This window comes from Curtobacterium sp. GC_Cur_3 (assembly GCF_026544205.1).
GTDB lineage: Bacteria > Actinomycetota > Actinomycetes > Actinomycetales > Microbacteriaceae > Curtobacterium.
In genome coordinates, this window is record NZ_JALNUI010000002.1 from 13,978 (window position 1) to 34,344 (window position 20,367).

General features: G+C 70.7%; 21 protein-coding genes and 3 tRNA genes. 18 read left to right on the forward strand and 6 right to left on the reverse strand.

Going from position 1 to position 20,367, the window contains the following annotated elements; all coding sequences use genetic code 11:
• Positions 1-154 precede the first annotated feature (154 nt).
• Positions 155-1,147: an NAD-dependent epimerase/dehydratase family protein gene (locus OXR63_RS01025; protein WP_267419459.1), complete on the reverse strand. Its 993-nt coding sequence runs from the start codon at positions 1,145-1,147 to the stop codon at positions 155-157.
• A 56-nt stretch (positions 1,148-1,203) separates the two neighbouring features.
• Positions 1,204-1,872 (reverse strand): hypothetical protein, encoded by a 669-nt coding sequence (locus OXR63_RS01030; RefSeq protein WP_267419460.1) that lies wholly within the window; start codon positions 1,870-1,872, stop codon positions 1,204-1,206.
• 208 nt (positions 1,873-2,080) lie between these two features.
• On the opposite strand from OXR63_RS01030, the gene OXR63_RS01035 reads away from it, so the two are divergent.
• Positions 2,081-3,091: an aldo/keto reductase family protein gene (locus tag OXR63_RS01035; protein WP_267419461.1), complete on the forward strand. Its 1,011-nt coding sequence runs from the start codon at positions 2,081-2,083 to the stop codon at positions 3,089-3,091.
• A gap of 53 nt (positions 3,092-3,144) precedes the next feature.
• On the opposite strand, the gene OXR63_RS01040 is transcribed toward OXR63_RS01035, so the two are convergent.
• The 3 genes from OXR63_RS01040 to OXR63_RS01050 all read right to left on the reverse strand — a co-directional run bounded on the left by OXR63_RS01040 (position 3,145) and on the right by OXR63_RS01050 (position 3,476).
• A tRNA-Phe gene (locus OXR63_RS01040) sits at positions 3,145-3,217 on the reverse strand.
• Between the two features lies 1 nt (position 3,218).
• A tRNA-Asp gene (locus tag OXR63_RS01045) sits at positions 3,219-3,295 on the reverse strand.
• A gap of 108 nt (positions 3,296-3,403) precedes the next feature.
• Positions 3,404-3,476, reverse strand: a tRNA-Glu gene (locus tag OXR63_RS01050).
• Between the two features lie 299 nt (positions 3,477-3,775).
• On the opposite strand from OXR63_RS01050, the gene OXR63_RS01055 reads away from it, so the two are divergent.
• Both OXR63_RS01055 and OXR63_RS01060 read left to right on the forward strand, forming a co-directional pair.
• Complete coding sequence (locus OXR63_RS01055) at positions 3,776-5,080, forward strand: M23 family metallopeptidase (protein ID WP_267419463.1); 1,305 nt, start codon at positions 3,776-3,778, stop codon at positions 5,078-5,080.
• A gap of 32 nt (positions 5,081-5,112) precedes the next feature.
• On the forward strand, positions 5,113-6,603 hold the full coding sequence (locus tag OXR63_RS01060) for a C40 family peptidase (RefSeq protein ID WP_267419465.1): 1,491 nt from the start codon (positions 5,113-5,115) through the stop codon (positions 6,601-6,603).
• A gap of 82 nt (positions 6,604-6,685) precedes the next feature.
• Here OXR63_RS01060 and OXR63_RS01065 read toward each other — a convergent pair whose 3' ends face one another.
• Complete coding sequence (locus tag OXR63_RS01065; protein WP_071278809.1) at positions 6,686-7,177, reverse strand: inorganic diphosphatase; 492 nt, start codon at positions 7,175-7,177, stop codon at positions 6,686-6,688.
• A 52-nt stretch (positions 7,178-7,229) separates the two neighbouring features.
• Here OXR63_RS01065 and tilS point away from each other — a divergent pair, with 52 nt between their 5' ends.
• The 15 genes from tilS to OXR63_RS01140 all read left to right on the forward strand — a co-directional run bounded on the left by tilS (position 7,230) and on the right by OXR63_RS01140 (position 20,357).
• On the forward strand, positions 7,230-8,267 hold the full coding sequence (tilS, locus tag OXR63_RS01070; protein ID WP_267419467.1) for a tRNA lysidine(34) synthetase TilS: 1,038 nt from the start codon (positions 7,230-7,232) through the stop codon (positions 8,265-8,267).
• A gap of 9 nt (positions 8,268-8,276) precedes the next feature.
• Positions 8,277-8,828, forward strand: coding sequence for a hypoxanthine phosphoribosyltransferase (gene hpt / locus OXR63_RS01075; protein WP_267419469.1), 552 nt, complete (start codon positions 8,277-8,279; stop codon positions 8,826-8,828).
• A 136-nt stretch (positions 8,829-8,964) separates the two neighbouring features.
• Positions 8,965-10,950 carry an ATP-dependent zinc metalloprotease FtsH gene (ftsH, locus tag OXR63_RS01080; protein ID WP_267419471.1) on the forward strand — a complete coding sequence of 662 codons (1,986 nt, stop codon included), beginning with the start codon at positions 8,965-8,967 and terminating at the stop codon, positions 10,948-10,950.
• Positions 10,951-11,027: 77 nt separating this feature from the next.
• Positions 11,028-11,819: a dihydropteroate synthase gene (gene folP, locus OXR63_RS01085; protein ID WP_267419473.1), complete on the forward strand. Its 792-nt coding sequence runs from the start codon at positions 11,028-11,030 to the stop codon at positions 11,817-11,819.
• Complete coding sequence (folB, locus tag OXR63_RS01090; protein WP_267419475.1) at positions 11,816-12,244, forward strand: dihydroneopterin aldolase; 429 nt, start codon at positions 11,816-11,818, stop codon at positions 12,242-12,244. The genes folP and folB overlap by 4 nt, the downstream gene beginning before the upstream one ends.
• Entirely contained in the window at positions 12,241-12,867 is a 627-nt protein-coding gene (folK, locus tag OXR63_RS01095; protein ID WP_267419477.1) for a 2-amino-4-hydroxy-6-hydroxymethyldihydropteridine diphosphokinase, read from the forward strand. The genes folB and folK overlap by 4 nt, the downstream gene beginning before the upstream one ends.
• A complete protein-coding gene (locus OXR63_RS01100; RefSeq protein WP_267419479.1) occupies positions 12,864-13,343 on the forward strand; it encodes a DUF3180 domain-containing protein in 480 nt (159 codons plus the stop codon). Before folK ends, OXR63_RS01100 begins: the two co-directional genes overlap by 4 nt.
• Positions 13,344-13,402: 59 nt before the next feature.
• The gene (locus OXR63_RS01105) at positions 13,403-13,924 is read left to right on the forward strand and encodes a PH domain-containing protein (RefSeq protein WP_267419481.1); all 522 of its coding nucleotides are present in this window, start codon (positions 13,403-13,405) and stop codon (positions 13,922-13,924) included.
• A gap of 8 nt (positions 13,925-13,932) precedes the next feature.
• Positions 13,933-15,693, forward strand: coding sequence for a PH domain-containing protein (locus OXR63_RS01110; protein WP_267419483.1), 1,761 nt, complete (start codon positions 13,933-13,935; stop codon positions 15,691-15,693).
• Positions 15,690-16,382: a Rossmann-like and DUF2520 domain-containing protein gene (locus OXR63_RS01115; RefSeq protein ID WP_267419484.1), complete on the forward strand. Its 693-nt coding sequence runs from the start codon at positions 15,690-15,692 to the stop codon at positions 16,380-16,382. Before OXR63_RS01110 ends, OXR63_RS01115 begins: the two co-directional genes overlap by 4 nt.
• Positions 16,379-16,834: a hypothetical protein gene (locus OXR63_RS01120; protein WP_267419485.1), complete on the forward strand. Its 456-nt coding sequence runs from the start codon at positions 16,379-16,381 to the stop codon at positions 16,832-16,834. Before OXR63_RS01115 ends, OXR63_RS01120 begins: the two co-directional genes overlap by 4 nt.
• Positions 16,835-16,898: 64 nt before the next feature.
• The gene (gene lysS / locus OXR63_RS01125) at positions 16,899-18,425 is read left to right on the forward strand and encodes a lysine--tRNA ligase (RefSeq protein WP_267419486.1); all 1,527 of its coding nucleotides are present in this window, start codon (positions 16,899-16,901) and stop codon (positions 18,423-18,425) included.
• Between the two features lie 69 nt (positions 18,426-18,494).
• Positions 18,495-18,698, forward strand: a complete 204-nt coding sequence (locus tag OXR63_RS01130; protein ID WP_194626982.1) for a hypothetical protein — start codon at positions 18,495-18,497, stop codon at positions 18,696-18,698.
• A 125-nt stretch (positions 18,699-18,823) separates the two neighbouring features.
• Positions 18,824-18,955 (forward strand): hypothetical protein, encoded by a 132-nt coding sequence (locus tag OXR63_RS01135; RefSeq protein ID WP_267238438.1) that lies wholly within the window; start codon positions 18,824-18,826, stop codon positions 18,953-18,955.
• Positions 18,956-19,295: 340 nt separating this feature from the next.
• Complete coding sequence (locus OXR63_RS01140) at positions 19,296-20,357, forward strand: sigma-70 family RNA polymerase sigma factor (RefSeq protein WP_071278831.1); 1,062 nt, start codon at positions 19,296-19,298, stop codon at positions 20,355-20,357.
• The last annotated feature ends 10 nt before the right edge of the window (positions 20,358-20,367 follow it).

The following is a 20,367-nucleotide window of genomic DNA, read 5'->3' on the forward strand; positions in this document are numbered from 1 at the left end:
CGCTCCGGGCCCGAGCCGAGCCTCCCGGCGGTCCTGCTGTCTCGCAGAACACCGGTGTTCGGGGTCCGCGCCGCGATCTCCCGCGGCGTGACCCCTGAACACCGGTGTTCTGCGCGCAACCCGCGTCGGCCAGCCCGCGTCAGCGGGTCCCGCGTCAGACCGCCCAGCGCTCCGCGAGCTGGTCCATCAGCGCGTCGAGCCGCTCGTCGACGACCTGCTCCTCCGGGTGCGCCTCGTACCAGGCGAGGACCTCGCGAGCGCCCTGCCGGTAGGTCGTGCGCGGCCGGTACCACGGCACCAGCGACCGGATCTTGCTGTTGTCGAAGACCGAGCTGTTGGCCTTGTCGCCGAGCAGCGCCGCGCCCCAGTCCTCGTCGACGGCGGCGATGGCGTCCGCGGGGACGTGCACGATCCGCAGGTCATCGACCCCGGCCGCGGCGGCGAGCTCGGCCGCGATCGCGTTCCAGGTCGGGGCCTCGTCGCTCGTGATCGTGAAGGCCTCACCGATCGAGGACGCGTTGTCGAGCAGCCCCGTGAAGCCCACCGCGAAGTCGCGGCTGTGCGTGAGGGTCCAGAGCGAGGTGCCGTCACCCGTGATGATGACCGGCTTGCCGGCACGCATCCGCGCGATGGCCGTCCACCCGCCGCTCAGCGGGAGCTTCGTCTCGTCGTAGGTGTGCGACGGCCGGACGATCGTGACCGGGAAGTCCTGCTCCCGGTACGCCTCCATGAGCAGCTCCTCGCACGCGATCTTGTCGCGCGAGTACTGCCAGAACGGGTTCTTCAGCGGCGTCGACTCCGTGATCGGCAGGTGCGTCGCCGGCGTCTGGTACGCCGAGGCCGAGCTGATGAACACGTACTGCCGAGTCCGGCCCGCGAAGAACTCCACGTCCGCCTGCACCTGGTCCGGCGTGAAGGCGATCCAGTTCACGACCGTGTCGAAGTGGCGGTCACCCAGCACCTCCGCCAGGGCGGCGCGGTCCGACACGTCGGCCTGGAGGCGCGTCACGCTGTCCGGGATCGGCCTGCCTCCGGTGGTCCCACGGTTCAGGACCGTGACGTCGTACCCCTGCTGGGTGGCCTCCGTGACGCACGCGGCGCTGATGACGCCGCTCCCGCCGATGAACAGGACGCTCGCTCCGGTCATTGATGACTCCTTCGTCGTGGTGGTCGTGCGCGCTGCACTGTTCCCGATCCTGCACCTCATGCGCTGGGCCGGGCGCGCAGCACGGCCCGGAGGCTCGCCACGTCCTGGGCCCACTCCGCGGCCGCTGGGTGGATCCAGCCGAGGAGTTCGATCGCGTCGTCGTGGTCTCGCCGAAGGTCGCGCTCGTGGATGGGTTCGTGGTGCGCAGCGCGGTTGCGCACGAAGTGCAGCTGCTGCAGACGCGCCCGCACCTCGCGCTGGCGGGTCAGGAGGTCGTGGGGGCCGTGAGGGAACGCGGAGTGGAGCGCTGGGATCCAGAGGGTCGTCAGGTAGCGCGACTCCACGAGGTACCGCCAGAACCCGAACGTGAGTTCGGCCACCACACGGCCGTGCACCTCGGGACGTCGTCCGTTCCGGGACGCGCGACCCCTCGCCTTCACGAGATCGCTCCTGCCCTGGGGGTCCAGGGGTACCTGGTCCAACCAGGTGCTGTCAGGGTGCCTCCGCCTGGCCCAGGTGGCCAGCTCGCGATCGAGCGCGTTCCTCGTGACGACCTCGACGATGCCGACGAGTTCCATCACGCTGGCCGACGCCCTCATGTTCCACTCGTAGAGCGTCAGCGCACTGTGGAGGTCAGGAGTTGCGTCGACGTACGAGCGCAGACGGCTCGGAGTCACGAGCGTGCGGAGCGCATCAGTGCTCGTCGTGCCCCTGTTGCTTCCCATTCGTCCTCCTCGTAGACTGACCCCGAAGACCCCGGAACGATCACTGGCCCAGCCACATCGCCGGGGTTTCGTCTTTCCCGCCTCCCACGTTGCCGTCCGGTACACATGTATCACCATTCCGGTCTCGGCTGGGCTGCGCGTGTCGAGCTGAGGACTACCGTCGGGGACGACGCCGCGACGACGCGGCCACGACAGGAGTGACACGCACATGGAGTACCGCTACCTCGGCAACTCGGGCCTCAAGGTCTCCGAGATCACCTACGGCAACTGGCTGACCCACGCGTCCCAGGTCGAGAACGACGCCGCCATCGCCTGCGTCCGTGCCGCGCTCGACGTCGGCATCTCGACGTTCGACACCGCTGACGTCTACGCGAACACCGGCGCCGAGACCGTCCTCGGCGAAGCCCTCAAGGGGGAGCGTCGCCAGTCGCTCGAGATCGCGACGAAGGTCTTCGGCCCGACCGGCCCGAAGCAGCACAACGACACCGGGCTGTCGCGCAAGCACATCCTCGAGTCGATCGACGGCTCGCTCGGTCGCCTGCAGACGGACTACGTCGACCTGTACCAGGCGCACCGCTACGACCACGAGACCCCGCTCGAAGAGACCATGCAGGCGTTCGCCGACATCGTCCGCCAGGGCAAGGTCCTCTACGTTGGTGTCTCCGAGTGGACCGCCGACCAGCTCCGTGCCGGTGCCGCACTGGCGAAGGAGCTGGGCTTCCAGCTCATCTCGAACCAGCCGCAGTACTCGGCGCTGTACCGGGTGATCGAGGCCGAGGTCGTCCCGACCTCGAAGGAACTCGGCATCTCGCAGATCGTCTGGTCGCCCATCGCCCAGGGCGTCCTCACCGGCAAGTACAAGCCGGGTCAGCCGCTGCCCGAGGGGTCCCGTGCGACCGACGACAAGGGCGGCGCGGACATGATCAAGCGCTTCATGCGCGACGAAGTCCTGCAGTCCGTGCAGGAGCTCGAGCCCATCGCGAAGGAGCTCGACCTGTCGATGGCGCAGCTCGCCGTGGCGTGGGTGCTGCAGAACGAGAACGTCGCCTCGGCGATCATCGGTGCGTCGCGACCGGAGCAGGTGCACGACAACGCCGGCGCCGCTGGTGTCACGATCCCGGCCGAGCTGATGTCCCGCATCGACGACGCACTCGGTGCCGTCGTGGAGAGCGACCCGGCGAAGACGAACGACAGCAGCCCGAAGACCCGCGAGGCCTGAGACCTGCAGAACGAAGAAGAGCCCCTCGCTTCCGCGAGGGGCTCTTCACCATGTGGCTGGACGCGGCGTCGATCCGCGGACCTTTCGATTTTCAGTCGAACGCTCTACCAACTGAGCTACCCAGCCGTGGCGACCCTGACGGGACTTGAACCCGCGACCTCCGCCGTGACAGGGCGGCACGCTAACCAGCTGCGCTACAGGGCCATATGGAATTGCTTGGTCGTACTGTCTTGCTCGGTGTTGCTGTCTTGCTTGGTGTTGCCGTCTTGCCTGGTGTTGCTTCGCACTACGTTACTTGCTCACTCCGAAGAGTGACCCCAACGGGATTCGAACCCGTGCTGCCGCCGTGAAAGGGCGGTGTCCTAGGCCACTAAACGATAGGGCCGCAAGCAGTGCATCGCGCTACCGATGGACAAGCATACGGATGCCTCGCCCCGATGCCAAATCGGACCCGTCAGAGCCGGTCCTCCCGGCGTGTCGCGCTGTCGTGCTGCCCCCGTCGGTCTTCACTCACCGTGGAGCAATGCCTCCGATTCTGCGCTGTCGATGGTCGAGTGCGACCATCGTCGTCGGCCCTGCCCCTCCTCCGAGGGGCTGCATCGGGCTGGCACCTGTTGTTACTGTTGCGTCTGTTAACAGTGTTACGTGCGTGAGCCTTGCCGCGCTGTTACGAAATCGAGATACATGTCGACCTCATTCCCGCAGTCCCGCCGCTTCCGCCGCCGCCTCGTCGCCGCCGCGGTCGCTGTCGTGCTCACCGCAGGGACCATCGCCGTGGTCGGTCCGGTCGGGGCCGCCTCTGCCGTGTCGTACCCGAGCTGGGACGACGTGCAGTCCGCCAAGGCCTCTGCCGCCGCGCAGCAGGACAAGGTGACCGAGATCCGCGGCCTCATCGCCGGGCTGGAGTCGGACGCCTCGGCGAAGCAGAAGTCCGCCGCCGCCGCCGGTTCGGCGTACCAGACGGCACAGACCGCCTTCGACGAGGCCACGCTCAAGCAGCAGAAGCTCCAGGGCCAGGCCGACGCCGCCGAGAAGACCGCCGCCCAGTCCGAGGAGCAGGCCGGTCAGCTGGCCGCTCAGCTCGGTCGCGCGAGCTCGAGCAACGTGACGACCGACCTGTTCACGCACCCGACGAAGTCCGGCGACCTGCTCTACGAACTCGGCGCGATGTCGAAGCTCAGCGAGCAGGCAGACGGCATCTACTCCCAGGCGTCGCAGGACCGTGGCACCGCCCAGGCCCTCGCGGACAAGTCCGAGGTCGCCAAGAAGGCCCTCGGTGAGCTGGCCGCGGCGGCGCAGCAGAAGATGCAGGCCGCACAGTCCGCAGCCGAGTCCGCTCAGCGTGCCGTCGACACCCAGAACGCCAACCAGGAACGGCTCGAGTCGCAGCTCACCCTGCTGACCAGCAACGCGAGCGACGTCGAGGCCAAGTACAAGAAGGGCGTCCAGGTCGAGAAGGCCCGTCAGGCCGCCCTCGCGAAGCAGCGCGCGGAGGCGGCTGCGGCCGCGGCAGCCGCGGCGGCGTCCGCAGCGCGCTCGGCCGGCACGCCCGTCGTCGTCGCCGGCGGCACCGCGAACTCGTCCGGGTGGGTCCGGCCCGCCGCCGGGTACCAGACGAGTCCCTTCGGCTACCGCGTCGACCCGTACACACACGCCCACGCCCTGCATGCCGGTGTCGACCTGGCCCCGGCCTGCTACTCCCCGATCTACGCCGCGGCGTCCGGCACCGTGGTCTTCGCGGGCAACGGCGGCGGCTACGGCAACGAGGTCGTGCTCGACAACGGCGGCGGGATCTCCACCGCCTACGGGCACGTCGTCGACGGCGGCATCATGGTCGCGAGCGGCCAGCACGTCGAGGCCGGCCAGCAGATCGCCCAGGTCGGTTCGACCGGGTGGTCCACCGGCTGCCACCTCCACTTCGAGACCCGCGTCAACGGTGCTGCCGTCGACCCGGTCCCCTTCATGGCTGCGCGGGGGATCTCGGTATGACCGTGTGCGCGCCCGAGAGGCCCTGACACCACATGAAGAAGCCTGCGCGTTCCCTCGCCTGCGGCATCGCCACCGTCACCCTGATCGGCATCGGGCTGTCGGTGTCGATCGCCGGACCGGCCGAGGCGGCACCGACGGCCCCGTCGTGGGCGGACGTGCAGGCAGCGAAGGCCGACCAGGCCGACACGCAGCAGACGGTCGACGAGCTGGCGTCGCGGCTGTCCTCGTTGCAGGACGCCGCGGACGCCGCCGGTGTCGTGGTGCAGCAGGCGGGTCAGACGTACTCCCTCGCCGCGTCGCAGCAGCAGGAGGCGCAGTCGACGCTCGAGGACCTCACCGCGCAGTCGAAGCGGGCGAAGGCGAAGGCCGACGACTCGGCGGCACAGGTCGCAGCGCTCGTCGTCGAGCTGTCCCGTTCCGGCGGTGGCGACCTCTCGACGAGCCTGCTCCTCGACGACGGTGACGCGAAGGACCTGCTCTACCAGGTCGGGACGATGTCGCACCTGTCCGAGCGGTCGGCGACGGTCCTCGCCCGCGCTGAGGCGGACCAGAAGACCGTCGACGCCCTGGCCGCGCAGAAGTCACAGGCCACCACTGCCCTGGCGAAGGCCACCGATGCCACGAAGTCCGCGCTCGACGCGGCGAACGACGCGGCAGCCTCGGCGAACGGACGACTCGAGAAGAGCCAGGCGCAGCAGGGCGAGGTGCTCGAGCAGCTCGCGTTCCTCAAGGGCACGACGGCCGCCGCCGAGAGCGCCTACTACACGCAGCAGCGGGCAGAGCAGGCCGAGGCGCAGCTCGCCGCGCAGACCACCAGCACCGCCGGCGGGTCGACCACGACGTCGACGTCCTCCGGCGCGACGACGACCTCGAAGCCGTCCAGCTCGAAGCCGTCGAGCACGAAGCCCACCGGCACGAAGCCGTCCAGCACGAAGCCCACCACCGGTGGCAGCGGGTCCGGCGGAGGCTCCGGCAGCGCCGCTGCCCCCGCGGCACCCGCCCCGGCTCCGGCTCCGGCACCCGCAGCGCCAGCCCCGGCGCCGGCTCCTGCCCCCGTTCCCAAGCCAGCACCCGCTCCGGCTCCCGCCCCCAAGCCGGCGCCGGCTCCGGCACCCGCACCGAGCTCCCCGTCGAAGGCCGCTGGCGCCATCTCCTACGCACGCGGCCAGTTGGGCAAGCCCTACGTCCTCGGCGGCGCCGGCCCGAACACGTGGGACTGCTCCGGCCTGGTCATGATGGCGTACAACTCGCAGGGCATCACGACCGGCGGCCACAACGTCGTGTGGCAGTACAACCACTTCGCGAGCATCGGGCGGCTCGTGCCGCTGTCGCAGCGCCAGCCCGGCGACATCCTCTTCTACTCGTCGAACGGAACCGCATCAGGTGGTTACCACGACTCGATCTACACCGGCGGCGGGATGATGGTCGAAGCGGCCCGCCCGGGTGTCGGCGTCGTCGAGCGTGCCGTCTGGACGCCGAGCGCGCTCCTGCCGTACGTCGCCCGCCCGAGCGGCTCCCTGTAGCGGGCGCGCGCCCCCGCACGCAGACGCAGAACGGCCCGGCCCCACGAGGGGACCGGGCCGTTCGTCCGTCAGCAGACGAGCGTCAGTGACCGGCGGGCACGTACGCGGCCTGGCCGGCCGTGACGATGGCCTCGGCCTCGGCGGCGTCGCCCCAGCCCTCGGCCTTGACCCACTTGTTCGGCTCGAGGTCCTTGTAGCGCTCGAAGAAGTGCGCGATCTCGGCCTTCGTCTGCTCGTCGACGTCCGAGATGTCCTGGATGTGCGCCCAGCGCGGGTCCTTCGCGGGGACCACGAGGACCTTGGCGTCGATGCCGGCCTCGTCGCTCATCTTGAAGACGCCGACGGGGCGGACCTTCACCCCCACGCCCGGGAAGGTCGGGTACTCGAGCAGCAGCAGGGCGTCCACGGGGTCACCGTCGTCGGCCAGGGTCTGCTCGAAGAAGCCGTAGTCCGTCGGGTAGACGAACGACGTGAACAGCACGCGGTCGAGGTAGACGCGACCGGTCTCGTGGTCCACCTCGTACTTGTTGCGGCTGCCCTTGGGGATCTCGACGACGACGTCGTACGCGGCCATTGGTTGCTCCTGGTCTGTCGGTTGCACGGGAAAGCGCGGCTAACGTTACCGGGTGAACTCTCCGCGTCCCCGGTTGGATCCCGCAGTCGCCGGCACACGCCGCGGCGTCCGCGATCTCCTCGCCCGGGCGCGCACCGAGGGGATCGTCCACGACGGCGACCTGGTCCTCGTCGCCCTGAGCGGCGGACCGGACTCCCTCGCCCTCGCTGCGGCCGCCGCGTTCGAGGCCCCGAAGCAGGATCTCCGAGCCGGAGCGGTCATCGTCGACCACGCGCTCCAGGCTGGCTCCGAGGCGGTGGCGAGCCGAGCCTCCAGGCAGGCCGCCGAGCTCGGACTGGCACCGGTCGAGGTCCGCAGGGTCGCCGTCGGCTCCGACGGTGGTCCGGAGGGCGCCGCCCGGGAGGCCCGCCACGCGTCGATCGCCGAGGTCGCCGCCGCCACCGGGTCGCCGCTGGTGCTGTTCGGGCACACCCTGGACGACCAGGCCGAGACGGTCCTGCTCGGCCTGCTGCGTGGCAGCGGGCCGGACAGCCTGTCCGGCATGCCGCCGCTCGCGCGGCGGACGGACGGACCGGCCTACGGCCGACCGCTCCTGACCGTCCGGCGGCCGACGACGCGGCAGGCCTGCGCCGCCGCCGGGCTGGCGCCGTGGCACGACCCGCAGAACGACGACCCGGCGTACACGCGGGTGCGGGTCCGCACGACGCTGCTGCCCGCGCTCGAACGGGAGCTCGGCGCCGACGTGGCCGAGGCACTGGCGCGCACGGCCGATCAGCTGCGGGAGGACTCCGCCGCGCTCGACCACTTCGCCGAGGAGATGGCCGAGGACCTCGCCGAGCACTCCGAGGCCGGCATCTCGCTGTCCGTGCGGGAGCTCGAGGCGAACCCGCCGGCGCTCCGGCAGCGGCTGGTGCGCCTGGCGGTCGAGAGCGAGTTCGGCGTGACGCTGTCCCGCGTCCAGACGCTCGAGGTGTGCCGACTCGTGACCGACTGGACCGGGCAGGGGCCGATCGACCTGCCCGGTGTCCAGGCGACGCGGGACGGCGACCGCCTGCTGCTGCGCGCCGGGCAGCCGCATCCGGGCCGTTAGGCTTGGCGCGTGGAACTCTCCGACGTGCAGGACGACCTCTCCGAAGTGCTCTTCACCCCCGAGCAGATCGACGACAAGATCGCCGAACTGGCCGCGGCGGTCGACCGCGACTACGCCGACCGGGACCCGCTGCTCGTCGGCGTGCTCAAGGGCGCGGTCATGGTGATGGCGGACTTCTCCCGCCACCTGACGCTGCAGGCGAAGATGGACTGGATGGCCGTGTCGTCCTACGGCTCCGGTACGAAGTCGTCCGGTGTCGTGCGGATCCTCAAGGACCTCGACACCGACCTGCACGGCCGCGACGTCATCATCGTCGAGGACATCATCGACTCCGGCCTGACGCTGTCCTGGCTCCAGCAGAACCTCGCGTCCCGCGGGGCCGCGAGCGTCGAGATCGTCGCACTGCTGCGCAAGCCCGAGGCCGCCAAGGTCGAGGTCGACGTCCGCTACGTCGGCTTCGACATCCCGGACGCCTTCGTCGTCGGGTTCGGCCTGGACTACGACGAGCGCTACCGCAACCTGCGCGGCATCGGGGTCCTCGCCCCGCACGTCTACTCCTGACGAACGGTCCGGTCCCTCTGGCGAACCGTCCAGTTCGCCCGCAGAGGACACCCATTCTCGCCACAGAGTCGCAGCCGTATGCTGACCTGCACGCAACTTCGGCAGAGAAAGGTGTCGGGCACTCTGCCCGGATCACATGGACTTCAAGCGCATCTTCCGCGGACCGTACGTCTGGGTACTGCTCGCGCTCGTGGGGATCATCGTCGGGTGGCAGCTCCTGTCGTCGACCGGTACCTCCCAGATCGACACGCAGAAGGGGCTCGAGCAGATCGCTGACGGCAAGGTCTCATCTGCCGTCGTGAACTCGACCGACCAGCGCGTCGACCTCATCCTCAAGGACGGCGGCGCGACGGAGCAGTTCTACTACTCCGAGCCGCGCGGACCGGAGGTCGTCGACGCGATCGCGCAGGCCGACCTGCCGAAGGGCTACAACGACACCGTCCAGCAGTCGAACTGGTTCGTCACGCTCCTCGTGACGCTCCTGCCCTTCCTGCTCATCGGTGCGGTGTTCTGGTTCCTCCTCGCCAACGCCCAGGGCGGTGGCTCGAAGGTGATGCAGTTCGGCAAGTCCAAGGCGAAGATGAACAACAAGGAGAACCCGCAGGTCTCCTTCTCCGACGTCGCCGGTGCGGACGAGGCCATCGAGGAGCTCCACGAGATCAAGGAGTTCCTCAAGGAGCCCGCCAAGTTCCAGGCCGTCGGCGCCAAGATCCCGAAGGGCGTGCTGCTGTACGGCCCTCCGGGAACCGGCAAGACCCTACTCGCACGTGCCGTCGCCGGCGAGGCGGGCGTGCCGTTCTACTCGATCTCCGGGTCGGACTTCGTCGAGATGTTCGTCGGTGTCGGTGCGAGCCGCGTCCGTGACCTCTTCGACCAGGCCAAGCAGAACTCCCCGGCCATCGTCTTCATCGACGAGATCGACGCCGTCGGTCGTCACCGCGGCGCCGGCATCGGTGGCGGCAACGACGAGCGCGAGCAGACGCTGAACCAGCTCCTCGTCGAGATGGACGGCTTCGACGGCAAGACGAACGTCATCCTGATCGCCGCGACGAACCGTCCCGACGTCCTCGACCCCGCGCTGCTGCGCCCGGGCCGCTTCGACCGCCAGATCGGCGTCGACGCACCGGGCCTCCAGGGCCGCAAGCAGATCCTCGAGGTCCACGCGAAGGGCAAGCCCCTCGCCGCCGGTGTCGACCTCGAGCTGCTCGCCCGCAAGACGCCGGGCTTCACCGGTGCCGACCTGGCGAACGTGCTCAACGAGGCCGCACTGCTGACCGCCCGGTCGAACGCGCAGCTCATCGACAACCGTGCCCTGGACGAGGCGGTGGACCGCGTGATGGCCGGCCCGCAGCGCCGCACGCGCATCATGTCCGACCAGGAACGGCTGATCACCGCGTACCACGAGGGTGGCCACGCACTCGCGGCAGCGGCGATGCGCCACACCGACCCGGTCACGAAGATCACGATCCTGCCCCGCGGCCGTGCCCTCGGCTACACCATGGTGCTCCCGCTCGAGGACAAGTACTCCGTCACGCGCAACGAACTGCTCGACCAGCTCACCTACGCCATGGGTGGCCGCGTCGCCGAGGAGATTGTCTTCCACGACCCGACCACGGGTGCGTCGAACGACATCGAGAAGGCCACCGGCACCGCCCGCAAGATGGTCACCGAGTACGGCATGAGCCGCGCCGTCGGGTCCGTCAAGCTCGGCTCCGGGTCGAGTGAGCCGTTCGTCGGTCGCGACATGAGCGGTGGGACCGGGCGCGACTACTCGGAGAACATCGCCGAGACCGTCGACGCCGAGACCCGCGCGCTGCTCGAAGCAGCACACGACGAGGCCTACCAGGTGCTCAACGACAACCGCGACCTGCTCGACCGCCTGGCCGGTGAGCTCCTCGAGAAGGAGACGCTGGACGCACCGGAGCTCGTCGAGCTGTTCAAGGACGTCCGCAAGCTCCCCGAGCGCCCGCAGTGGCTCTCGAGCGAGAAGCGACCGGTGAGCGACCTGCCCGCCATCGCCGTCCCCGGCAAGGCAGCGAACACCGCCGCCGAGCAGGAGACCGAGGCGTCGAAGAACCGTCGGGCCCGTCCGTTCGGCAACCCGGGCATCGCACCCGCGTAGCCGGCATGACGGACCTGCCGACGAGACGGGGCCGCCGCCGAGGTGGCCGCCCGTCCGTCGGAGGACGAACCCGCGTGATGGGGATCCTCAACGTCACGCCGGACTCGTTCTCCGACGGCGGGCTGCACCAGGCGTACGACAGTGCCCTGGCGCACGCCCGTGACCTCGTCGCGACCGGCGCCGACATCGTCGACGTCGGCGGGGAGTCCACCCGGCCCGGCGCCGAGCGGGTCCCCGTGGACGTCGAACAGGAGCGGGTGCTCCCCGTCGTGCGGCAGCTCGTCGCCGAGGGCGTCCCGGTCAGCATCGACACGATGAACGCCAGCACCGCGGAACGTGCGGTCGAGCTCGGCGCCGTGATCGTGAACGACGTCTCCGGCGGCCTCGCCGACCCGGACATGGCGCGCGTGGTCGCCGCGACGGGCACCGGGTTCGTGGTCATGCACTGGCGCGGCCACAGCGACCGCATGTACCGCGACGCCGTCTACGAGCACGCGGTGGACGAGGTCCGTCGCGAGGTCGAGATGCGCGTCGCGGAGCTCATCGTGCTCGGCGTCCGCCAGGAGCAGGTCGTCATCGACCCGGGTCTCGGCTTCGCCAAGCAGGGCGCGCAGAACTGGGAGATCCTCGCCGGGTACGAGCGCTTCGCCTCGATCGGGTTGCCCGTGCTCGTCGCCGCCTCGCGGAAGCGCTTCCTCGAGGGCGTCGGCAGCGCCGAGGGTGCACCACCGAAGGACCGTGACCTCGCCACGGCGGCCATCAGCCTGTTGGCCGCCGAACGAGGCGCCTGGGGCGTGCGCGTGCACGACCCCGCACCGACCCGCGCCGTCCTGGACGTGTGGGAAGCCTGGAGGGCAGCTCGATCGTGAACGACACCATCCGCCTCGTCGGGGTCCGTGCCCGTGGCAACCACGGCGTCTTCGACCACGAGCGCGCCGACGGCCAGGACTTCGTCGTCGACGTCGCGGTCGAGGTCGACGCCCGAGCCGCCGCCGGCACCGACGACCTCGACCGCACGGTGCACTACGGAGTCCTCGCCGAGCAGGTCGTCGCCGAGATCGAGCGCGACCCGGTCGACCTCATCGAGACCCTCGCCGAGCGGATCGCCGCCGCCGTGCTCACCCACCGTGCCGCCCTGGCGACCGAGGTCACTGTGCACAAGCCCCAGGCACCCATCACGGTGCCGTTCACCGACGTCTCGATCACGATCCGGCGTGAGCGGAACGCCGACGACCAGGCCGCCGACGGCCAGACCGCCGTCGGCCAGACCGCCGTCGACCGGGCTGACGCGTGATCCGAGCCGTCATCGCCCTCGGCGCCAACCTCGGCGACCGCGGCAGCACGCTCCGCGCCGCAGCGGCCGCCGTCGCCGCGGTCCCCGGCGTCCGACCGGTGGCGTCCAGCCACGAGGTCGAGTCGATCGCCGTGACCCTCGACGGCCCGGACACGGCGAAGCCCCGCTACCGCAACGCCGTCGTCGTCGTGGACACCGACCTGGGGCCGCAGGAGCTCCTCGACGCACTGCACGGCATCGAGGACGCCCACGGCCGCACCCGCGAGGTCCGGTGGGGCGACCGCACGCTCGACCTCGACGTCGTCGCGCTGCAGGACGACGACGGCACGGACGTCATCGTCGACACCGCGACACTGACCGTGCCGCACCCCCGGGCGCACGAGCGGGCGTTCGTGCTCGCGCCGTGGCACGACGCCGACCCCTCGGCCGTGCTGCCCGGTGCCGGGCCGGTGGCCGACCTGCTCGCAGCGGTCGGCGACGACACGGAACGCGTCGACGAGCCGCGGCTCTTCGACGAGCCGACCCGAGCCTCCCGTCCGACCGACGCGACCGCGACGACCGACGCGACCGCGACGACCGACGCGACCGCCCCGGCCGACGCGACCCGCGGAGCCACCTCGTGAAGCCGACCCGCGCCTCCACCCTCATCAGCATCGCGGTGGTCGCGGCGGTGGCCGGGTTCGCCCTCGACACCGCACTCGCGTCCCGCCAGGTCCCGACGCTCATCCTCTCCGCCCCGCTCGGCCTGACGCTCGCGTTCATCGGCATCGCCCTCGTGGTCATGGCCCTGCCGATCCGCCGCCAGGTCCGCGGGCGTGCCGAGCGCCGCGTCGACCCGCACTACGCGACCCGCGTGGTGGTGCTCGCGAAGGCATCGAGCATCTGCGGCGCCCTGTTCGGCGCGCTCGCACTCGGACTGATCGTGTACCTCCTGACCCGCGCGGTCCTGCCTTCGCTAGGCTCGACCCTGCCGAACGCCGTGGCGGTCGGCGGCGGGATCGTGCTCACCGTGTGCGCCCTCGTCGCCGAACGGATGTGCATCGTCCCCCCGGACGACGACGACCACGACGACCCGCGCGGCGGCACAGCGGTGCACTGACCGACTGCCGCTCGACCACCGCGCGACGGCCGACCCATGCCACACCACAGGAGGCCGCGATGCCGCGCGAACGACTCGACGAGCCCGGCCTCGGCCTGACCGGTGTGGCCTGGACCCGGGTGTCCACCAAGCTGGTGTGGACCGAGCTCATCACGACCGTGCTGGCCGGGGTGGTCGTCACCGTCGGCTGCGTGCTCATCGGGGTCGTGAGTGGCGGACCGGGCGAGACGGCCGGCCTCGTGTGGACGCTGATCGGCGTCGCGATCGGGATCATCACGCTGATCACGGCCCTGCTCACGCCCCGTCGGGTCCGAGCGATCGGGTACGCCCTCCGTGACGACGACTTCGTGCTCCGCAAGGGCCTGATGTGGCAACGGTTCACCGCGGTGCCGTACGGCCGCCTGCAGCTCGTCGACGTGAACCGCGGTCCGCTCGACCGCGCGCTCGGCATGAGCGAGCTGAAGTTCGTGACCGCCGCGGCGTCCACGAACGTGCGGATCCCGGGCATCCCCGCCGAACGTGCCGACGAGCTCCGCGACCGACTCGTCGAGCTCGCCGAGTCCCGTCGCGCCGGGCTGTAGGGGCCGACGTGACCTTCCGACCCGGGCCGCCGCCGCCCGCACCGCCGGCCCCGAACCGCCGGGGGAACGCTGCTGCTGCCGCGCCCCTGACCGACGGTGAGTGGCACCGGCTGCACCCGCTGACACCGCTGCTGCGCGGTGGGATCTTCCTCGTCGTCGTGCTCGGCGTCGTCGTGAACAACCTCCGCGACACCCTCTTCGAGACCTTCATCCCCGGCGGCGACGGGCGGGAGCAGGGCGATCCCGTCCGCTACGTCTGGGACCACGGGGCGTTCGGCTGGGTGCTGCTCGGGATCGCGGTCTTCCTGATCGTGCTGATCGGCCTGTTCTACCTGTCCTGGCGCATGCACGAGTTCCGCGTCACGGGTGAGATCGTCGAGGTCCGCTCCGGCGTGCTCTTCCGCAACCACCGCAAGGCCCGGCTCGACCGGATCCAGGGCATCAACATCACCCGTCCGCTGATCCCGCGCCTGTTCGGCACGGCGAAGCTCGAGATCGCGCAGGCCGGCAACGACGCCAACGTGCAGCTCGCGTACCTCGGGGCGAAGGCCTCCGACGACCTCCGGCAGCGCATCCTGGTCCTCGCGTCCGGCGCCCGTGACGAGCCCGAGGAGACCGCCACCGGCCGCCGGTACGCGTCGGACGGCATCGTGTCCGACCGCGTGTACGAGTTCCTCTCGCCCGAGCTCGACGCCGACGCCGTGCACGCCACCCGCGTCGTGAAGGTCCGCCCCGGGCGCCTGATCGCCTCGATGCTGCTCTCCGGCACGACGGTGGTCATCCTGGCGCTGGTCGCCGCGATCATCGTCAGCATCGCGGTGACGGGGGAGTACTTCCTGCTCGTCACGCTGTTCCCCGCCGTCATCGGCAGCGGCGGCTACTACGTCCGCAAGTTCTCGAAGTCGCTGCAGTACACGATCGCCGACACCCGCGACGGCATCCGGATCGGCTTCGGCCTGGTCTCGACGACGAACGAGACCCTGCCACCCGGCCGCATCCACGCCGTGAGCGTCGCGCAGCCCCTGCTCTGGCGTCCGTTCGGCTGGTGGGACGTCCGCATCAACCGCGCGACCAACGCCGGCAACGGGGCGTCGAGCAACCAGCAGGTGTCGTCCATCGTTCTCCCCGTCGGGACCGCCGCCGACGTCCGGCAGGTGCTCGAGATCATCCTGCCGGCCCTCGTCGGGTCCGCGGTCGTCGGACCGGAGGCCTCGAAGGACCGCCTCCGCGAGGGCTCCGCCGAAGCCGTCAGCGTCGTCGACGACAGCCTCACCACGACCGGGGACGCCGGCGGCTTCGTGCACTCGCCGCGTCGGGGCCGCTGGCTCCGCCCGCTCTCCGCGCGCCGCAACGGGTACCGCTTCGTCGAGGGTGCCGTGCTGCTCCGCCTCGGTGCCGTCTGGCGCTCGCTCGTCGTCGTCCCGCTGCCCCGCGTCCAGAGCGTCCGCGTCGAGCAGGGGCCCCTGGAGCGGCTGCTCCGCCTGGCCTCGGTCCACGTCCACACCGTCTCGGGTCCGGTCGCGGCGCGGGTCGGCGCGCTCGACGCACGAGACGCACAGCTCCTGTGGTCCGGCACCGCCGAACGCGCCGTCGCGGCAGCGGCCACCGACACCTCGCACCGGTGGCGGTCGCGCGGACGCGCAGCAGCCGACAGCCAGGAGGCCCGCATCACCTCCGACGTGCGCCCTGCGGTCCCGCAGGTGGCCCGCCCAGGGCTCGCCGTGCCTCCCGGCTGGCAGGACGTCCCCGGGACGGGAGCCGCCCGATGAGGGCGGGACGGCTGGGAGTCGGCGTCGTCGGCGCCGGACGGGTCGGCCCCGTGCTCGGCGCGGCGCTGGCGAACGCGGAGCACGCGGTCGTCGGGATCACGGCCGTCTCGGCCTCGAGCGTGGACCGGGCCGAGGCCCTGCTGCCCGGCGTCCCCGTCCTCGCGACCCCGGAGCTGGTGGAGCGCAGCGAACTCGTGCTGCTCGCGGTGCCGGACGACCAGCTCGCGGAGCTCGTGCAGGGCCTGGCCGACGCGGGCATCTGGCAGCCGGGGCAGCTCGTCGTGCACACGAGCCCGGACCACGGTGTCGGCGTCCTCGCGCCCGCCATGGCCGCCGGGGCGATCCCGCTCGCGATCCACCCGGCGATGGCGTTCACCGGGACCAGCGTGGACCTGTCGCGGTTGCGCGATGCCTACTGCGCCGTGACCGCCCCCGGCCCCGTGCTCCCCATCGCCCAGGCGCTCGTCGTCGAGATGGGCGCAGAGCCCTTCGTCGTCGCCGAGCAGGACCGGCCCGCGTACGCCGATGCCGTGCGCGCCGCCGTGAGCTTCTCGACCGCCATCGTGGACCAGTCCGCCGGCACGCTGTCCTCCATCGGGGTGGAGCGTCCTGGCCGCGTGCTCGGGGCGCTCGTGCGCTCGGCGGTCGACAACGCGCTGACGGCCGCGGACGGGCAGTCGGCGCTGTGAAGGACGGCCCGTTCCGCATCACCACCGCCCAGGCCAAGGTCGGGTACGTCGTGGCGGCCACAGTCATCGGGATCCTGCTCACCCTGCTGCTCTTCGCGTTCGGTCTGCCGGACGTCGTCGTGCCGTTGCTCGCCGCGATCGGCTTCGTCCTGATGGTCGGCATCGGCGTGCGGGTGTTCCGCGGGGACGACGAGCCCGTCGCGCCGCCGCGTGCGTGGTGGCGCATGACCGCCAGGCCCTTCGCCGGGTTCCTGCTCGCCGCGTACTTCGTCGCCGACGGGGTGCTCGCGCGGCCGACCGTCTCGAGCGGGTTCGACGTGGTCGGCACCGTCGTGATGCTCCTCGTCGCGGCGGCCTACGTCGGGTCCTCGGTGACCCTCCTCGTGCTGCGGTCACAGGGCCGCGCGCCCGCCGGTGCCTTCGCCGACGGCGGGACCCCGTCCCGCCGGTGACGGGCGGCGGGGCGCTGGCCGGTAGCATCGACGCGATCCCCCACGACCTCCGGAGCCGCACCCCATGACCGACGAGACCGCCACCACCGACACCGCGATCGCCGACGCCGCCGCCCTGGCCGAACAGGAGACCAACGAGCAGCGTCAGGTCCGGCTCGACAAGCGCGCGCGGCTGCTCGAGGCCGGGATCGAGGCCTACCCCGCCGAGCTCCCGATCACCACGACGATCCCCGCGGTCCGGACGCAGTACACGCACCTCGAGACCGGCGAGGAGACCCAGGACGTCGTCGGGATCGCCGGGCGCATCGTGTTCTCGCGGAACACCGGCAAGCTCTGCTTCGCGTCCCTGCAGTCGGGCGACGGCCAGCGCATCCAGGCGATGGTGTCCCTCGCCGAGGTGGGCGAGGACTCCCTGGCGCGCTGGAAGGAGTACGTCGACCTCGGTGACCACGTGTTCGTGCACGGTCGCGTGATCTCGTCGCGTCGTGGCGAGCTGAGCATCATGGTCGACGACTGGGCGATCGCGGCGAAGGCGATCCTGCCGCTGCCGAACCTGCACAACGAGCTCAACGAGGAGACCCGGGTCCGCCAGCGGTACCTCGACCTCATCGTCCGTGACCAGGCCCGCGCGACCGTCCGTGCCCGCGCTGCCGTGATGGCGTCGCTCCGCCAGACGTTCACCGGCCACGAGTACCTCGAGGTCGAGACCCCGATGCTGCAGACCCAGCACGGTGGTGCCTCGGCCCGGCCCTTCGTCACGCACTCGAACGCGTTCGACACCGAGCTGTACCTGCGCATCGCGCCGGAGCTCTTCCTGAAGCGGGCCGTCGTCGGCGGGATCGACCGCGTCTTCGAGATCAACCGCAACTTCCGGAACGAGGGCGCCGACTCGTCGCACTCGCCCGAGTTCGCGATGGTCGAGGCCTACCAGGCGTACGGCAACTACGAGCAGATGGCCGACCTCACCCAGGAGCTCGTGCAGAACGCGACCCGCGCGGTGACCGGCGGCTCGCTCGAGGTCACGCTGCCCGACGGCACCGCGTACGACCTCGGTGGCGAGTGGCCCCGCATCGACATGTACGGCTCCCTGTCCGAGGCCGCCGGGCGCGAGGTCACGCCGGACACCCCGCTCGCCGAACTCCAGGAGCTCGCCGCCGCCGAGGGCGTCGAGGTCGCGCACGCCACGCACGGCAAGTACGTCGAGGAGCTCTGGGAGCACTTCGTCATCGACTCGCTCGACCGCCCGACGTTCGTGATGAACTTCCCGGTCGACACCTCACCGCTGACCCGCGAGCACCGCACCCGCCCGGGCATCGTCGAGAAGTGGGACCTGTACATCCGCGGGTTCGAGCTGGCGACGGCCTACTCGGAGCTCGTCGACCCCGTCGTGCAGCGCGAGCGCTTCGTCGAGCAGGCCAAGCTCGCCGCGGGTGGCGACCCCGAGGCCATGCGCGTCGACGAGGAGTTCCTGCGGGCCCTCGAGCACGCCATGCCGCCGTCCGGCGGCATGGGCATGGGCGTCGACCGTCTGCTCATGGCGATCACCGGCCTCGGCATCCGCGAGACGATCCTCTTCCCGCTGGTCAAGTAGCCGGCCAGGAGGCCCGGTGTGCGTCCGACGCACACCGAGCCTCCGGACAGGGCGAGGTACGATGACCGCGTGCCGCATGGAGTCGTGACCGGGATCATCTTCGCCCTGACGCCGACCGTCGTGGTCGGCCTCGTGTTCTGGTTCGTCATGCGCGCGATCATGCGGGCGGACCGCAACGAACGGTCCGCGTACGCCAAGGTCGAGGCCGAGGAGCGCGCCCGCTTCGAGCGCGTCCACGGCACCACCGCGCCCACGTCCACGCCCTCGGAGTAGTCCGACCCGCTGCTGTGGGCGCTCGGCGGTTGCGCCGGGTCGCGACGCCGATCCTTCACGGTCCGGTCGTCTCCGGTCACCCGGCGTTCACATGGCTGTTGCCGGCCGGTGTGAGCATCATCCGCATGTCCATCATGCAGATGTTCCGTTCTCGCAGCCTCGTCGGCGACATCGAGAGCGAGTACGACGAGTACGACCGCGACGCCGACCTCGAGGTGTCCAAGCGCCGAGCGGGGTGGCTCGAACCGTCCTGGTGACCCCCACGCACCTGCTCTTCGGGGTACGGCGGCCGGATCGCGACGATCCGGACCGACGTACCCCTTTTCGTTGTCCGGGAAGCGTTGTGCCCCGGGGTACACCGGACGAAACGCGCCTGACACATCCCGACATCGGCGGAAACACAGCACGATCCGCGAACTTCCGCGGAAGTCGAGGGGAAATGCCGTCGGCATCGTGTACCCCTCCCCATGGGGTACCGATGGCGAAGCACGGAGAACCCTGGGAATCGATCCGCCGGGTTTGTGGGGTACACCTCCGGACCGCTTTACTCGGTCTCACCCGACGAGGGCCAACACCGTCGAATGCAGGGAGAGTCACATGACGATCGCAACGGCAACGCCGAGCACCACCTCACGCCGCACCAAGAAGGCAACCGCCAAGACCGACTCCGCCAAGGTCGAGAGCACGACGCTCGACGCAGCAGCAGCCGAGGTCGAGGCTGACGAGCAGCTCGCCGGCGTCCGTGGTGCATCCGTCGACCAGGTCGGTGACTACCTGCGCCACATCGGGCGTCTCGCACTCCTCACCGCCGAGGAAGAAGCCGACATCGCCCGCCGCATCGAGGTCGGTCTGTTCGCCGGCGAGAAGCTCGCCACCGAGCAGGGCCTGCCGAAGGCGCTGCAGCGCGAGCTCAAGTGGCTCGTCCGCGACGGTGAGCGCGCCAAGGAGCGGATGATCACGTCGAACCTGCGCCTCGTCGTCAGCATCGCCAAGCGCTACTCCCAGCGCGGCCTGCCGTTCATGGACGTCATCCAGGAGGGCAACCTCGGGCTCGTCCGTGCGGTCGAGAAGTTCGACTTCACGCAGGGCTACAAGTTCTCCACGTACGCCACCTGGTGGATCCGCCAGGCGATCTCCCGTGGCCTCGCCGACAAGGCCCGCACGATCCGCATCCCGGTCCACACCGTCGAGCTGATCAACAAGATCTCCCGCACCGAGCGTGACCTGACCGTCGACCTCGGCCGTGCGCCGATGCCGGACGAGGTCGCCGCGGAGCTGAGCATGAGCGTCGAGGAACTCGTCGACCTCAAGGGCCGCTCGCACGAGCCGGTCTCGATCCACACCGTCGTCGGTGACTCGGACGACAGCGAGCTGGGCGACTTCATCGAGGACGAGGACGCCGCGTCCCCGAACGAGCTCACCGAGACCACGCTCCTGCACCGCGACATCCGCTCGATCGTCGCGGAGCTCCCGAGCGACGAGGCGAACGTGATCCGCATGCGCTACGGCCTCGACGACGACAAGCCGATGACGCTCGACGAGATCTCGAAGATCGTGCACACGACCCGCCAGGCGGTCAGCCGTGTCGAGTCCCGCGCCAAGCTCCGCCTGTTCGCCAAGGCGGTCTCGCAGGACATGCAGCTGTACCTGACCGAGTAGGTCGGGCAAG

What these genes read in the sequence shown, in the direction of transcription:
- OXR63_RS01025 (WP_267419459.1), bottom strand. Translation starts at nt 1,147, where the DNA reads ATGACCGGAGCGAGCGTCCTGTTCATCGGCGGGAGCGGCGTCATCAGC.
- OXR63_RS01030 (WP_267419460.1), bottom strand. Translation starts at nt 1,872, where the DNA reads ATGGGAAGCAACAGGGGCACGACGAGCACTGATGCGCTCCGCACGCTC.
- OXR63_RS01035 (WP_267419461.1), top strand. Translation starts at nt 2,081, where the DNA reads ATGGAGTACCGCTACCTCGGCAACTCGGGCCTCAAGGTCTCCGAGATC.
- OXR63_RS01055 (WP_267419463.1), top strand. Translation starts at nt 3,776, where the DNA reads ATGTCGACCTCATTCCCGCAGTCCCGCCGCTTCCGCCGCCGCCTCGTC.
- OXR63_RS01060 (WP_267419465.1), top strand. Translation starts at nt 5,113, where the DNA reads ATGAAGAAGCCTGCGCGTTCCCTCGCCTGCGGCATCGCCACCGTCACC.
- OXR63_RS01065 (WP_071278809.1), bottom strand. Translation starts at nt 7,177, where the DNA reads ATGGCCGCGTACGACGTCGTCGTCGAGATCCCCAAGGGCAGCCGCAAC.
- ftsH (WP_267419471.1), top strand. Translation starts at nt 8,965, where the DNA reads ATGGACTTCAAGCGCATCTTCCGCGGACCGTACGTCTGGGTACTGCTC.
- folP (WP_267419473.1), top strand. Translation starts at nt 11,028, where the DNA reads ATGGGGATCCTCAACGTCACGCCGGACTCGTTCTCCGACGGCGGGCTG.
- OXR63_RS01105 (WP_267419481.1), top strand. Translation starts at nt 13,403, where the DNA reads ATGCCGCGCGAACGACTCGACGAGCCCGGCCTCGGCCTGACCGGTGTG.
- OXR63_RS01115 (WP_267419484.1), top strand. Translation starts at nt 15,690, where the DNA reads ATGAGGGCGGGACGGCTGGGAGTCGGCGTCGTCGGCGCCGGACGGGTC.
- lysS (WP_267419486.1), top strand. Translation starts at nt 16,899, where the DNA reads ATGACCGACGAGACCGCCACCACCGACACCGCGATCGCCGACGCCGCC.
- OXR63_RS01135 (WP_267238438.1), top strand. Translation starts at nt 18,824, where the DNA reads ATGTCCATCATGCAGATGTTCCGTTCTCGCAGCCTCGTCGGCGACATC.
- OXR63_RS01140 (WP_071278831.1), top strand. Translation starts at nt 19,296, where the DNA reads ATGACGATCGCAACGGCAACGCCGAGCACCACCTCACGCCGCACCAAG.